We start from the raw sequence: 13,028 nt of genomic DNA on the forward strand, positions 1-13,028 counted from the left end.
CCGGCGTCACCGCGAAGCGGCCGGGGGCCGGGCCGGGAACGATCCGAAGGGGACGGCCTAGTTCGGCGTCACCGCGAAGTGGTCGAGGATCGCGGCGGCCAGGTCCGGGTCGCCCTCGGTCTTGATCCGGTCGGCCACCTCGGCCGGCCGGACCCTGCCGCACGCCAGCCGCACGTACGTCTCCCAGTCCGTCGCCAGCGTCACCGCGGGGCCCAGCGACGGCGCCCCGTCGATGGTGCCCCGCCCCTCCGCGTCCACCCGCACCGTCCGCAGGAACTCCACCGGACCCGTCACGTCCACCACGACCGCCGAGTGGGCCGGGGCGCCCGCGCCCTTCGCCACCACCTTCGGCAGCGCCTCCAGGAGCAGGTCCCGCGCGACGAACGCGCCCGGCGCGTCCAGGTTCCCCGGCACCCCGAGCGCGACCCGCAGGTCCTGCTCGTGCACCCAGGTGTCGAAGGCCCGCAGCCGGTAGCCCTGCTCCAGCGTCTGCTCCGCGCCCAGCGGAGCCCGGATCACGTGGTCGGGGGAGCGGTTCTCGTTGCGCAGCTGCCGGGCCCGGCGGATGAGGATGTACTCCAGCTCCGAGGTCATCTCCGGCGCCGTGTGGTGCCGCCGCACGTCGACCTGCACCTCCATGTACCGGGCGAAGTCGCTGCGCACGTGGTACAGGTCGCGGGGGAGCGAGTGGATCGGCCGCGGGTCCCCGAGCATCTCCGTCTCCATGCCGATCACATGGGACACGATGTCGCGCACCGACCAGCCGGGGCACGGGGTCGCCCGGTTCCACTCGCCCTCCACGAGGGGCTGCACCAGCTCGGCTATCGCCTCGATGGAATGGGTCCAGGCGTCGGCGTAGTTCTGGAGGCTGGGATGGACGGTCACGGGACCCCTCGACGTTCTTCGGTGCGGGCTGAAAACACGACTGGGCGACAGCGGAATGGGAGGCTCGGACGCTAAGTTACGCTCCCCGGGAGCACCCCGGCAGTGCTTTCGTGTGACGATCGTAGGCCGGTGTTGACGGCTTCAACGCCAGGACGGTGGTAGTGTGCGCGCCTCGCTGATCCAGATCGCGGTAGACCCGGACGAACCGGTCGCCGACCGACGGGCCCGCGCGGCCCGCCTCGTACGGGAGGAGCGCGGGACCGCGGACCTCGTGGTCCTCCCCGAACTCTGGCCCGTCGGCGCCTTCGCCGCCGACCTCTACGCCCCCGGGTCCGAACCCCTCCACGGCCCCACCTACCAGGCGATGGCCGCCGCCGCGCGGGACGCCGAGGTCTGGCTCCACGCCGGCTCCTTCGTGGAGGCCGCCGGCGGCGCCCTCTACAACACCTCGCTCGTCTTCTCCCCCGACGGCGAGCTCGCCGCCTCCTACCGGAAGATCCACCGCTTCGGCTTCGACAAGGGCGAGGCCGTCCTCATGGCGGCCGGCGAGGACCTGGTCACCTTCGACCTGCCGCACCTCACCGTCGGCGTCGGCACCTGCTACGACCTGCGCTTCCCCGAGCTCTTCCGCGGCCTCGTGGACGCCGGTGCCGAGGCCTTCGTCGTCCCCGCCGGCTGGCCGGCCCGCCGCCTCGCCCACTGGCGGCTCCTCGCCCGGGCCCGGGCCGTCGAGAACCAGGCGTACGTCCTCGCCTGCGGCACCGCGGGCACCCACGCCGGCGTCGAGCAGGCCGGCCACTCGCTGGTCGTCGACCCCTGGGGCGAGATCCTCGCGGAGGCGGGCCCCGGCGAGGAGGTCCTGCGGGCCGTCCTCGACCCGGCGAAGCCCGCCGCGATCCGCGAGGAGTTCCCCGCCCTGAAGGACCGCGTCCTCGGCATCACCGCGCCGCTGCGGCCGCGTGTCTGACGCGCCCCGCCCGAGCGCCCCCCGAGAGGCGGCCGCCGCGCGCCCCCACGGACCCGCGGCAGCGGGCTCCCACGAGGCGGCGGCGGCCCCCCACGGGCCTGCCGCCGCGCGTCCCCACGAGGCGGCGGCCGCCGAGCGGGCCGCCGCCGGGTACGTCGCCGCCTTCGCCGGGCTCTTCGGGCCGCCGCCCGAGGGACCCGCGATCCCCGTCGACTGGGCCGCCGTCGAGGAGTGGCTCGGCCTGCCGCTGCCCGCCGACTACAAGGCGGTCGCCACCGTCTACGGCCCCGTCGCCCTCGGCGAACGGCTCTGGCTCCAGACCCCGTACGCCCGCGACCCCGGCGGCTTCGACTACGGGTACTTCGTCACGGAGACCCGCAGGATGGCCCCCGGCGTCCTGCCCTTCGCCGAGACCGGCACCTCCGACACCCTCTTCTGGGACACCACCGCCTCCGACGACCCCGACGCCTGGCCGGTCGTCGTCCACAGCCCGGAGCGGGAACGCGCGGGCGGCGACCCATGGCGCCACCTCGGCCTCCCGCTGCTGCCCGCCCTCGCCGTCCTCGTCGCCGAAGGGCTGCGCCCGGTCCTCGCCCGCAGCGGCCTCGCCGGCGCCGGTGCCGGGCCCTGGACCCCGCCGCCCCGCCGCCCCGCGCCGACCGCCGCGCAGCGCGCCGCGCTCGCGGGCGGCGGCACCGGACTCGACGCCCTCGTCGCGCTCCTCCCGCCGCCCCCGGAGCCGTACCTCGGGGAGCGGGACTGGGCGTGGGTCCACGAGAGCCTCGGCACCCGGCTCCCCGCGGAGTACGTGCGGCTGGCGGAGGCGTACGGCGGCGGCGAGTGGCGCGACTGGCTCCGCCTCCACCTGCCGCTGGGCACCGGGGAGTACGACCTCGTGGCCTGGGCCCGCTGGTGCACCGACAACTACCGCGGCCTGCGCGCGAGCTTCCCGGACCGCCACCCGCTGGCCGCCTGGCCGGAGCCCGGCGGCCTGCTGCCCTTCGCGAGCTCGATCGACGGCGACCAGCTGTGCTGGCTCACCGAGGGCGACGACCCCGACGCCTGGCCGCTCGTCGTCGTCCCCCGCCACGCCCCGCAGGGCCCGCCGCTCACCGGCACCCTCACCGGCGTGCTGCTCTCCTGGCTGCGCGGCGAGCTCGACGAGGAAGGGCTCCCCCGCCTCCTGTACCCGCACGAGGACCCCATGGACCTGGTCGCGTACGCGCCGCGGAAGGCGCCCCGGGGCTGAGGGGCCCGGGGCGTTCCCGCCCGCTCAGGCGGCCAGCTCGGCGGCGTCCGGGAGGAGGTCCGTCAGGGCCTGCCACAGCCGCTTCGGCGTGACCCGGCGCAGACGGAAGGCGCTCTCCGGCGTCACCTGGCCCTCGGAGACCGGCTCCGCCGGCAGCTCGCGCTGCCAGTAGCCCAGCGGCCCGCAGTCCCAGGCCGCCACGACCCGCGCCACGACCCCCCGCTCGCCCTCCTGGGCCCCCTGCCAGGCGGCCGTGACGCGCCACTGGGAGCGCAGCTCCACGATCAGGTCGGCCAGCGGGCCTGCCGGTCCGCCCGCGGCCTCCAGCGCCGCGGTCACCAGCGCCCGCTCGTCGGCGCCCGGCGTCGACGCCGCCTTCTCCAGGGCGGCCAGGCCCGCCTCCAGGACCCCGATCGTCGTCTCGACGACCGCCTCGTCCGCCGGCGCGCCGCCGGACTGACGGAGCGCGACGAGGTCGGCGAGCGTCCACACCACCGTGCGCGGCTCGACCAGCCGGTAGACGGCCTCCTCCTCGCCCGGCCAGCTCTCGTGGCAGACGACGTGCTCCTCGCCGATGAGCAGCCCGTGGAGCAGGGCGCCCTGCCGGCCGCCGGCCTCCAGGGAGACGATCACGGTCGGCTGGACGACGGTCTGCATCAGGGGCAGCAGCAGGACGGACAGGTTCCCGTCCGCGTCGATCAGCCCGGCCTCCCGCAGTGCCGTCCGGGCGCCCTCCATGGCCTCCGGGACCGGCTGCCCGGTCGCCATCTGGGCCAGGACGAACACGTGCTCGTCGCTGAGACGGAAACGGGACCGGGTCACATCGAAGGAAGGCATCTTTTCGCTCACTCGCTCGCAGAAGAAGAGGGGGACAAGGGGGGAGAGGTACGGGGGAAGGGGAGGGGGAGGACGCGCGGCGGATCAGTACTGGGACTCCGCGAAGAGGTGCGTCACCCGCGAGACCCCCGCCTTCACGGCCCCCAGCCGCGTCAGCGCCGACCGGTCCACCCCCGCGAAGATCAGCGCCAGGGCCAGGTCGCCGCCCTCCGCGCGGCCGGCCGCCTCGACCGCCAGGCGCTGCTTCTTCCCGCGCCCGGACTCGCGCACGGTGACGGTGACCCCGGGGTCCTCGTCGTCCGGCAGGCGGGTGAGGACGTAGCCGCGCTTGTCGAGGGCGGAGAGCCGGTAGGCGTCGCCCGCGTACCGCAGGTGCAGGGCGCGCTGGTCGAGGGTGATGCCCGCGCGGTTGCGGGACATGGGGACGACCCGGTCGCCGACGCGGAGGGTGGACCGGTTGAGGGTGGGCAGCTTCACGACGTCGGTGTGGATCCCGCGCGCCTCGAAGGAGGCCGTGGGGAGCATGCCGCCGCGCAGCTCGGAGACGACGGCGGCCTCCGCGTTGCTCCGCGGCAGCGGGGCGGTGAGGACGATCTCGCCGAACTCCCGCGAGGCCCCCCTGAAGCCGGCCCGGTAGTCGTGCCGGCCCCCCTCCTTCCACCGGTGCAGCTCGAAGGGGGTGACGTCGGTGTGCATGTTCCCTGTGTCCCTCTCGGTCGGTCCCGGCGACTGCTCAGTCGAACGGGTTCAGCGCGCTGCCCAGCTTCTTCGCGCCGTCCTTGATCCCGTCGCCGATGTCGGACGCCTTGTCGCCGACCCAGTCGCCGGCCTGCTCCAGGCCCTTGCCGATGGCCTCGTGGTTGTCCCAGATCAGGGCAGCGCCGTAGGCCACGCCCGTACCGATGGCGAGGCCGAGGGTGACCGGGGTCGGGGCGACGGTCAGCATCGTCATGGACGCGCTGAAGGCCGTGCCGGTCAGGTCCGAGGCGAACTTCGCCGGATCCGCCTTGATCATGTCGGTGTTGTACGTGGTCAGGTTGGCCACGCCGTACGCGGTGGCCGCGACGCCGCCGACGACGCCGGCGCCGCGCAGCCAGCCGGCCGCCTTCGCCGCGTTGGCCATGCCGCCGTTCTTGGCGACCTTGAGCAGGTTGGCCTCGGCGGCCGTCGGCATGAAGAAGGAGCCGTTCCGCATGAACCCGCCCCACATGGCGGCCTCGTCGGAGCCGGTGAGGGCGGTGGCCAGACCCGGCGGGACCTTGCTGAGCAGGCTGCCGGGCGCGGCGCCCGCGAGGCGCATGTTGAAGTGCTTGGAGAGCAGGGTGCCGGGCGCGGTCGGGTGCACGAAGGGCGGCCGCAGCGCCTTGGAGAGCTTGTACGAGTACATGCCGACGGCCGTCAGGGCGCCGGTGAACGCGCCCGCCGTGATGGTGCCGTTGGTGAACTTGGACACCAGGTCGGCGAGTTGCGGGTTGCCGGTGAGCTTGGCGATGCCGTCGCGCTGGAGACGCTTGAGGTAGTCGTCCAGCGTCTCGTTGTCCTTCATCTCCAGCCAGGCGAGGTTCATCCGCTCGTCCTTGGCCTTGTCGTCGGCCGCGGCGACCTTGTCCGCACCGCCGTTGAAGCCGGTGCCGAGCGTCTCGTCGTTCGCGCCGCCGCCGCCGTCCTTCACCACGGCCTCCAGGTCCTTCTTCAGGTCCTGGTCGGCGAGGTCGAACGCCTTCACGCAGCCGTCGATCTGCTGGGCCCAGGAGCTCTCCGCCTCCCGGACGCTGCGGGCGTGGTCCGGGTCGTGTGCCGCGGCCTGCCGCTCGCCGGGGGTGAGCCGCCCGTAGTCGTAGGCGACCCGGCCCTCCTCGGAGACCTTCATGCCGGCCTTCACCGCGTCGGCGCGGGCCGACTCCAGCTGCTTCTTCAGCTCCACGAACTGCTGGTGTCCGTTGCGCAGCAGCGTCGCGGTGGCCTTCGCCTGGGTCTGCGCCGCCTGGTACTCGTAGCGGGTGGCGGCGAAGTTGGTCCGCGCGGCGACGGCGCTCTGGCCGATCCAGGCCGGCGAGGCGGGCAGCGCCTGCACGCTGTCCCGGTAGCGGAGCTCGACCTTGTTCAGCTCCTTCGCCATCTCGTCCCACTTGTCGGCGGCGGTGGAGAGCTTGCCCAGGTCGGTGGTCATGATCTCGGCGTACGTCAGCATGGCGGCGGCCCCCTCAGTACCCGGCGATCGAGGAGACCGGCCGCACGCCCGCGATCTCCGTGCGGACGGCCAGGTCCTGCCCGGTGAGGGTGACGACGGTGCCGCGCAGCGCGCCCTTCTCGTGCGCGAGGCGCCCGAGCAGCGTCTTGACCTGGTTGTTCCAGGTGGTGTCGACCGTCTTCAGGCCGGCGGCGACCGCCCAGCCGCCGAACGTGGCGACGGCCGTGGTGGTCGCCTCGTCCGCCCACTTGGCGGCCTTGCCCGTGTCGGGCTCCAGCTCGGTCTCGATGGTGTTCGCCGCCGCCCTCTTCTTCTCGGGCGCGGTCCGCAGGTCCGGAGCGCCCCCGGCGCCGCCGTGGCCGCCGGTCCCGTCGTCCAGCTGGTTCAGGCGCATGCCCACCGGCTCCTGCGCGATGGACCGAAGGCCGGTCGATTCCCCGTCAAAACCCATCTCGCGAAGCCCCCATGGCGGTACGACGAACAGCACTTTGCATGTGCACCGTATGTTTCCCTGTCCGCGCCGTGGACACAAGCTGCGTTGGCCAGAGCCTCACAGGACCTCCCCGGTCCTACTCCCCTCCCCGCTCGGCCATCCGGATCACGCACACGGCCACCGCGATCATGAGCGAGGCGTCGGCGTCGTCGCGGACCACGTCCACCGCGTAGGTGTCGCGGACGCGGAGCCAGCGGCGGGAGATGTGGGCGAGGAGCTCGCCGTCGTACTCGACTGCGAACTCCCGGTCCAGGATCCGTCCGCTGACGTCCAGTTCGGTCCCGTCGACGAGCGTCACCCTGTAGTGGTTGCGCAGCAGGGACAGGCGCTTGCGGCGCACGGTCGCGAGGGGCCGCTCGTCCCGCTCGATCGTCATCGCGTCGCGCAGGCTGAGGAGTTTCTCCCGCAGGGTGACGAGCACCTGCCCGTCGGGGGCCTTCAGCTCCAGGGTGTCGCGCAGCCGCAGGGCCTTGCCGTCGACGAGGAAGGCCTGGCGGCCGCTCTCGTCCTCGATCCAGTAGTCGTCGCCGATCGCGAAGATCTTGTCCCGTACGAGGTATTTCATACGGGATGTCTCCCTCCCGCTGTTTCACGTGAAACAGCGGGCTCAGGTGAAGTACCGGACGAACGCGTCCGGTCCCGTGCCCAGCATCGCCCCGAAGGGATCGTCGAGCTGATGGACCAACAGCGCGGTGAAGGCGATGAAGCCGGCGAGACCCATCACCATCACCACGTGGGTGCGGGTGTGGTGGATCCCGAAGATGAACATGAAGGTGAGCGTCAGGACCCCGCCGATGATCAGCCCCGCCCACAGCACCGGTGACAGCCGCTCCTGCGCGGCCGCCTCCCTGCCGCGCCGGGCGTCGTCCACGTACCCGAGCTGGGCGAGCACCTCCTGCGCCGCGATCTGCTGGGAGACGGAGGCGGTGTCGCCGACCTCGCCGGCCTGCCGGAGCAGTTCCAGCAGCCGCCAGCCCGAGGCGTCCAGCGGCTGCCGGGCGGCCATCATCGGCCACTCGACGTCGACCACGTGCCCGGCGTACGTCCGGGCCGCCGCACGCAGCGGTTCGCGCCGGTCGTCGGGGAGCGCGTCCGCGAGCAGGTACGTCTGGTGCAGGGCGCTCGCCTCGGCCTGGACGTGGTCGGAGGCGGCGGACCGGGTGTCCCAGACGGAGACCAGGCAGAGACCGAGGACGATCGCGTAGAGCACCGAGACCATCATGGCGATGTACTCGGCGACGTCCTCGCGGGGCTCCTCGTCCTCGGCGACGGGGAACAGACGCGTCTTCAGCACCACGGCGAGCGCGCCGAGCAGCGCGACCCCGAGGACGACCACGAGGGTTTCGAGCAGGGCCACGGGTCAGCTCCTCCGGTTCCCGAGCAGCGCGGCGGCGAGGGCCGCGGGCATCAGGATCAGCAGCAGCATCACGACGACCCCCATCTCCTCCGCCTCCCGTCCGCGCCGCCGCACCCGACCGAGGAAGCCCTCGTCGTCGCCGGCGGCGGCCCGGCGCACGGCCTCGGGCGGGGTGAGCCCACCCGCCGGCACCTCCCCGGCTCCACCCGTGCCGCCGGTACCGCCGCCACCCTCCCCGCCGGCCGCCTCTCCCGAATCCGAGCCCGAGCCCGTCCCCTGGCCCGAGCCCGAGCCCGTGCCCGGGCCCGACCCCATCCCTCCTCCGCCGGCCCCCTCCCCGGCTTCCGCGCCGATTCCCCCGTCGGCTCCCCCGTCGGCTCCCGGCCCGGCCGCGACTCCCCCGGGCGCGGCGACTCCCGGCGCGGCGGCCCCGGCCCCGGCCGTCCCGGCGGCCGCCCCGGGCGCCCCGGCGGCCGGGGGGATCTCCGGCCCGGGCGGGCCGGACGGCAGCACGGCCGCCGGCGGGGGCACGGGCGCGGCGGCGTTCCCGGGCGGGCCCGGAGCGGGCCGGGGACGCGCGGGAGCGGCGGAGGCCCCGCCCGGGGCGAGCCCCGCGGGCCCGCCCGCCCGCACCGGCTCCCGCACCGGCTCCCGCGTCGGTTCGGGAGCCGGGGCGGGCACCGTGAAGGAGGCCCCGGCGCGTGCGGTGAGCAGGGGCGCGGCGAGCCGGAGTCCGCCGGGGGCGTAGGTGGGGACCCGGTCGGTGCCGGTGGCGAGACCGGTGCTGCGGTGCGTCCCGGCCGGCCGCCGGACGGTCGCGGCGCACTCCGCGGACGCGCCGGGCGCGAGCACGGGGACGACCCCGGGCCGCCCGCCGCAGTCCAGCCCCGCGCCGGAGAGCCGGAGCGCGGGGTCGGTGACGCGCACGTCGTGCAGGGCGCGGTTGCCGCCGTTGGTGACCGTGTACGTGACGGTGGCCGCGGCGGTGCCGGCGCCGAGGGCACGCGTGGCGGGCCGGGACGGCGGGGCGACCCTCACCCGCTCGCGGAGGGCGAGCGAGGCGGTGACGCCGGTGTAGCCGCCGCGGCCGGTCGCGGTGGAGGTCAGCCCGAGGGAGGGGATCCGGCCCTCGGCGCGGACGGTGGCGGTGCGGACCCCGGGGAGGGCGCGGAAGCGGGCCCGGCACTCCATGGAGGTGAGCCCGACGAGGGTCCGCCGCGGGCAGCGCACGGCGACGCCCGCCGGGAGCCCCGGATCGCCGACCCGCACCTCGTACAGATCGGCGCCGCCGCGGTTCACCAGCAGGTACCGCTTCACCACCTCGGCCCCGGCCCGCACCGGGACCGGCCGCGCGCCGGCCTCCTGCCGGCCGTTGACGACGACGCCCAGCCGCAGCCCCCCGCTCCCGGCCCCGTCGGCCAGGGCGACGCCGCCGCCGGCCAGCACCGGACCGGGCGCGACGAGCACCCCGGCGAGGATCAGGGACACTCCGCGCCCCCGGGCCCTCACCCGAAAGCAGCCATAGTCGGATGACCTGCCCGCAACACTCATGGGCCCATGCCACCGCCCGCCCCGTTCCCGTCGCCCCCGGGACACGCGGGCGCCTCCCATTCGGCCCCACCGATCCACCCGTACGCCCGTCCCTCCCGTGACGGGCCCTTCACGGCCCCTTCACGGGCGGATGGCAAGCTTGAAGGATGAACGATGCTGCCCCGGAGCCCACCCCTGCTCCTGCGCCCCGCCGCCGTGCCCGTGTCCGTGCCCCCGAGCTGATCGGCAAGGGCGGCTGGATCAACACCGGCGGGAAGGACCTGAAGCTCGCCGACTTCCGAGGTCGCACATTGATCCTCGATTTCTGGACCTTCTGCTGCATCAACTGCCTGCACGTCCTCGACGAGCTGCGGGAGCTGGAGGAGAAGCACCGGGACACCCTCGTCATCGTCGGGGTGCACTCGCCGAAGTTCGTGCACGAGGCCGAGCACCAGGCCGTCGTGGACGCGGTGGAGCGGTACGAGGTGCACCACCCGGTGCTCGACGACCCGGAGCTCGCGACCTGGAAGCAGTACGCCGTGCGGGCCTGGCCGACGCTGGTCGTGATCGACCCGGAGGGGTACATCGTCGCCCAGCACGCGGGCGAGGGGCACGCCAACGCCCTCCGGACGCTCGTCGAGGAGCTGGAGGCGGAGCACGAGGCCAAGGGCACGCTGCGGCGCGGCGACGGCCCCTACGTGCCGCCGGAGCCCGTCGCCACCGATCTGCGGTTCCCGGGCAAGGCCCTCGTGCTGCCCGGCGGCAACCTGCTCGTCTCGGACACGACCCGGCACCAGCTGGTCGAGCTGGCCCCCGACGGGGAGACGGTGGTGCGCCGGATCGGCGGGGAGGGAGTCTTCCGCGAGCCGCAGGGCCTCGCGCTGCTGCCGGACGGGACGGTCGTCGTCGCCGACACCGTGCACCACGCGCTCCGCCGCTTCGACCCGGCCACCGGGGAGACCGAGCGGATCGCCGGCACCGGGAAGCAGTGGTGGCAGGGGTCCCCGACCTCCGGCCCCGCGCTCGACGTCGACCTGTCCTCGCCGTGGGACGTCGCCTACTGGCGCGGCAAGGTGTGGATCGCCATGGCCGGCGTGCACCAGCTGTGGACGTACGACCCCGCGGACGGGACCGTCGAGGTCGCGGCCGGCACGACCAACGAGGGGCTCGTCGACGGGCCCGGCGCCGAGGCCTGGTTCGCCCAGCCGTCCGGGCTGGCCGCGACCGAGGACCGCCTCTGGATCGCCGACTCGGAGACCAGCGCCCTGCGGTACGTGGACACCGACGGTGCCGTCCACACCGCCGTCGGCACCGGCCTCTTCGACTTCGGGCACCGGGACGGCGACGCCGGCCAGGCCCTCCTCCAGCACCCGCTCGGCGTGACGGCCCTGCCCGACGGCTCGGTCGCGGTCTCCGACACCTACAACCACGCCCTGCGCCGCTACGACCCGGCCACCGGCGAGGTCACCACCCTCGCCACCGATCTGCGCGAGCCCAGCGACGCGGTCCTCGTCGGCGAGGACATCGTCGTCGTCGAGTCGGCGCGCCACCGCCTCACCCGGCTGCGGCTTCCCGAGGAGGCGGTGAAGGTGGAGGCGGTCGCCCACCGCACCCGGCGCGAGGCCACCGAGGTCGCCCCCGGCGCCTTCCGCCTCGACGTCGTCTTCACGGCCCCGACCGGCCAGAAGCTGGACGAGCGCTACGGTCCCTCGACCCGGCTGCTGGTCTCCTCCACCCCGCCGGAGCTGCTGCTGTCCGGCGAGGGAACCGGTACGGAGCTCTTCCGCGACCTGGAGCTGAACCCGGCCCTCACCGAGGGCGTCCTGCACGTCTCGGCGATGGCCGCCTCCTGCGACGACGACCCGGCCAACGAGTACCCGGCCTGCCACGTCCACCAGCAGGACTGGGGCGTGCCGGTGAGGCTCACGGACGCCGGCGCGAGCCGTCTGCCGCTGATCCTCGCGGGCCTGGACGCCTGAACCGGCGGCGTACGGACACGGCAGGGGCCCCGCTCGCACCGCGAGCGGGGCCCCTGCCGTGGGGGGTCAGCCCTCCAGGAACGCGACCAGGGAGTTCGCCAGCAGGTAGGGGTCCTCGGCGCCGCAGAGCTCGCGGGCGCTGTGCATGGAGAGGATCGCCACGCCGATGTCGACGGTGGTGATGCCGTGGCGGGCGGCCGTGATGGGGCCGATCGTGGTGCCGCAGGGCATGTCGTTGTTGGAGACGAACGTCTGCCACGGCACGCCCGCCTTCTCGCACGCGGCGGCGAAGAGGGCGCGGCCGGTGCCGTCGGTGGCGTACCGCTGGTTGACGTTGACCTTGAGGATCGGGCCGCCGTTGACGCGCGGGTGGTGCGTCGGGTCGTGCCGCTCCGCGTAGTTGGGGTGGACGGCGTGGCCGGTGTCGGAGGAGAGGCAGACGGTGCCGGCGAAGGCGCGGGCGCGGTCCTCGTAGGAGCCTCCGCGCGCGTAGACCGAGCGTTCGAGGACGGTGCCGAGGAGGGGGCCCTGGGCGCCGGTGTCGGCCTCGGAGCCGTTCTCCTCGTGGTCGAAGGCGGCGAGGACGGGGATGTACGGCAGGTCGTCCCGGCCGGCGACGGCGATGAGCGCGGCGACGGCGGCGTGCACGGACAGCAGGTTGTCCATGCGGGGGCCGGCGACGAGCTCGCGGTCGCGGCCCAGGTAGGCGGGTGCGTCGACGGCGTGGACCATCAGGTCCCAGCCGGCCACGTCCTCGGCGTCCACGCCCGCCTCGCCGGCGACGAACGCGACGAGGTCGCCCTCGTGGACCTCTCCGGTGCCCCAGACGGGCTGCATGTGGCGCTGGCGGTCGAGCTTGAGCCCGTCGTTGGCCGAGCGGTCGAGGTGGATGGCGAGCTGCGGGACGCGCAGCAGCGGGCGGTCGACGTTGACGAGGTGGTGGCTGCCGTCGCGGAGGGTGAGGCGGCCGGCGAGGCCGAGGTCGCGGTCGAGCCAGGTGTTGAGGAGGGTGCCGCCGTAGATCTCCACGGCGATCTGCCGCCAGCCCTGGTTGCCCATGTCGGGGTGGGGCTTGACGCGCAGGTTGGGGGAGTCGGTGTGGGCGCCGACGATCCGGTACGGCGTGTGCGCGGTGGCGCCCTCGGGCACGTACCAGGCGATGATCGCGCCCCCGCGGGTGACGAACTTCCCGCCGCTGGTCCCGTCCCACGCCGCGGTCTCCTCGACCCGGCGGAAGCCCGCCTTCTCCAGCCGTTCCGCGGTGTTGGCCACCGCGTGGTACGGCGAGGGGGAGGCCGCGAGGAAGGACATCAGGTCATCGGTGTGGCCGGGGCCGAAGGGTGCGGACGCCGGTCGGGAAGCTGCGCTGCTCATGCGTCCCACCTTACGCAGCCACCCGTACGGCCCCGTCCGGGTACCGGTCACCGCGTGGCGGGTGCCGGACGCTCCCGGTCCGCTCCCCGCCGGCGCGTGCCTCCCCGCCCGGCGGGACCCGGCGGGCGGACGCGGGGGCCCGGAGGCGGGGCCGGGGCGCGGGAGG

At 74.7% G+C, this 13,028-nt stretch carries 12 protein-coding genes; 3 read left to right on the forward strand and 9 right to left on the reverse strand.

The window, feature by feature from the left end; all coding sequences use genetic code 11:
• Positions 1-57: 57 nt before the first annotated feature.
• Positions 58-885 carry a maleylpyruvate isomerase family mycothiol-dependent enzyme gene (locus IE287_RS11980; protein WP_189848968.1) on the reverse strand — a complete coding sequence of 276 codons (828 nt, stop codon included), beginning with the start codon at positions 883-885 and terminating at the stop codon, positions 58-60.
• Positions 886-1,048: 163 nt separating this feature from the next.
• Here IE287_RS11980 and IE287_RS11985 point away from each other — a divergent pair, with 163 nt between their 5' ends.
• Together IE287_RS11985 and IE287_RS11990 are read left to right on the forward strand one after the other, a co-directional pair.
• The gene (locus IE287_RS11985; protein WP_189848969.1) at positions 1,049-1,852 is read left to right on the forward strand and encodes a carbon-nitrogen family hydrolase; all 804 of its coding nucleotides are present in this window, start codon (positions 1,049-1,051) and stop codon (positions 1,850-1,852) included.
• Positions 1,845-3,101, forward strand: a complete 1,257-nt coding sequence (locus tag IE287_RS11990) for an SMI1/KNR4 family protein (RefSeq protein ID WP_189848970.1) — start codon at positions 1,845-1,847, stop codon at positions 3,099-3,101. The genes IE287_RS11985 and IE287_RS11990 overlap by 8 nt, the downstream gene beginning before the upstream one ends.
• Before the next feature lie 24 nt (positions 3,102-3,125).
• On the opposite strand, the gene IE287_RS11995 is transcribed toward IE287_RS11990, so the two are convergent.
• From IE287_RS11995 to IE287_RS12025, 7 genes are all read right to left on the reverse strand, one after another.
• Positions 3,126-3,938 carry a histidine kinase gene (locus tag IE287_RS11995; protein ID WP_189848971.1) on the reverse strand — a complete coding sequence of 271 codons (813 nt, stop codon included), beginning with the start codon at positions 3,936-3,938 and terminating at the stop codon, positions 3,126-3,128.
• 84 nt (positions 3,939-4,022) lie between these two features.
• On the reverse strand, positions 4,023-4,634 hold the full coding sequence (locus IE287_RS12000) for a hypothetical protein (protein ID WP_189848972.1): 612 nt from the start codon (positions 4,632-4,634) through the stop codon (positions 4,023-4,025).
• A gap of 37 nt (positions 4,635-4,671) precedes the next feature.
• On the reverse strand, positions 4,672-6,129 hold the full coding sequence (locus IE287_RS12005; protein WP_189848973.1) for a hypothetical protein: 1,458 nt from the start codon (positions 6,127-6,129) through the stop codon (positions 4,672-4,674).
• Positions 6,130-6,142: 13 nt separating this feature from the next.
• Complete coding sequence (locus tag IE287_RS12010) at positions 6,143-6,523, reverse strand: hypothetical protein (protein ID WP_189848974.1); 381 nt, start codon at positions 6,521-6,523, stop codon at positions 6,143-6,145.
• A 175-nt stretch (positions 6,524-6,698) separates the two neighbouring features.
• Positions 6,699-7,187, reverse strand: coding sequence for an LURP-one-related/scramblase family protein (locus tag IE287_RS12015; RefSeq protein WP_189848975.1), 489 nt, complete (start codon positions 7,185-7,187; stop codon positions 6,699-6,701).
• A gap of 42 nt (positions 7,188-7,229) precedes the next feature.
• Complete coding sequence (locus tag IE287_RS12020) at positions 7,230-7,979, reverse strand: bestrophin-like domain (RefSeq protein ID WP_189848976.1); 750 nt, start codon at positions 7,977-7,979, stop codon at positions 7,230-7,232.
• A 3-nt stretch (positions 7,980-7,982) separates the two neighbouring features.
• A complete protein-coding gene (locus tag IE287_RS12025) occupies positions 7,983-9,467 on the reverse strand; it encodes a CLIPPER-2 domain-containing protein (RefSeq protein ID WP_189848977.1) in 1,485 nt (494 codons plus the stop codon).
• A 209-nt stretch (positions 9,468-9,676) separates the two neighbouring features.
• Between IE287_RS12025 and IE287_RS12030 the strand changes: the two genes are divergently transcribed.
• Positions 9,677-11,488: an NHL domain-containing thioredoxin family protein gene (locus IE287_RS12030; protein ID WP_189848978.1), complete on the forward strand. Its 1,812-nt coding sequence runs from the start codon at positions 9,677-9,679 to the stop codon at positions 11,486-11,488.
• A gap of 66 nt (positions 11,489-11,554) precedes the next feature.
• Here IE287_RS12030 and IE287_RS12035 read toward each other — a convergent pair whose 3' ends face one another.
• Entirely contained in the window at positions 11,555-12,862 is a 1,308-nt protein-coding gene (locus tag IE287_RS12035) for a M18 family aminopeptidase (RefSeq protein ID WP_189848979.1), read from the reverse strand.
• Positions 12,863-13,028 lie beyond the last annotated feature (166 nt).

The sequence above is a fragment of the Streptomyces omiyaensis genome (assembly GCF_014650895.1).
Lineage (GTDB): Bacteria > Actinomycetota > Actinomycetes > Streptomycetales > Streptomycetaceae > Streptomyces > Streptomyces omiyaensis.

Bases quoted from the DNA above. Each gene is read 5' to 3' on its own strand.
- IE287_RS11995 (WP_189848971.1), bottom strand. From the start codon at position 3,938: ATGCCTTCCTTCGATGTGACCCGGTCCCGTTTCCGTCTCAGCGACGAG.
- IE287_RS12000 (WP_189848972.1), bottom strand. From the start codon at position 4,634: ATGCACACCGACGTCACCCCCTTCGAGCTGCACCGGTGGAAGGAGGGG.
- IE287_RS12005 (WP_189848973.1), bottom strand. From the start codon at position 6,129: ATGCTGACGTACGCCGAGATCATGACCACCGACCTGGGCAAGCTCTCC.
- IE287_RS12010 (WP_189848974.1), bottom strand. From the start codon at position 6,523: ATGCGCCTGAACCAGCTGGACGACGGGACCGGCGGCCACGGCGGCGCC.
- IE287_RS12015 (WP_189848975.1), bottom strand. From the start codon at position 7,187: ATGAAATACCTCGTACGGGACAAGATCTTCGCGATCGGCGACGACTAC.
- IE287_RS12030 (WP_189848978.1), top strand. From the start codon at position 9,677: ATGAACGATGCTGCCCCGGAGCCCACCCCTGCTCCTGCGCCCCGCCGC.
- IE287_RS12035 (WP_189848979.1), bottom strand. From the start codon at position 12,862: ATGAGCAGCGCAGCTTCCCGACCGGCGTCCGCACCCTTCGGCCCCGGC.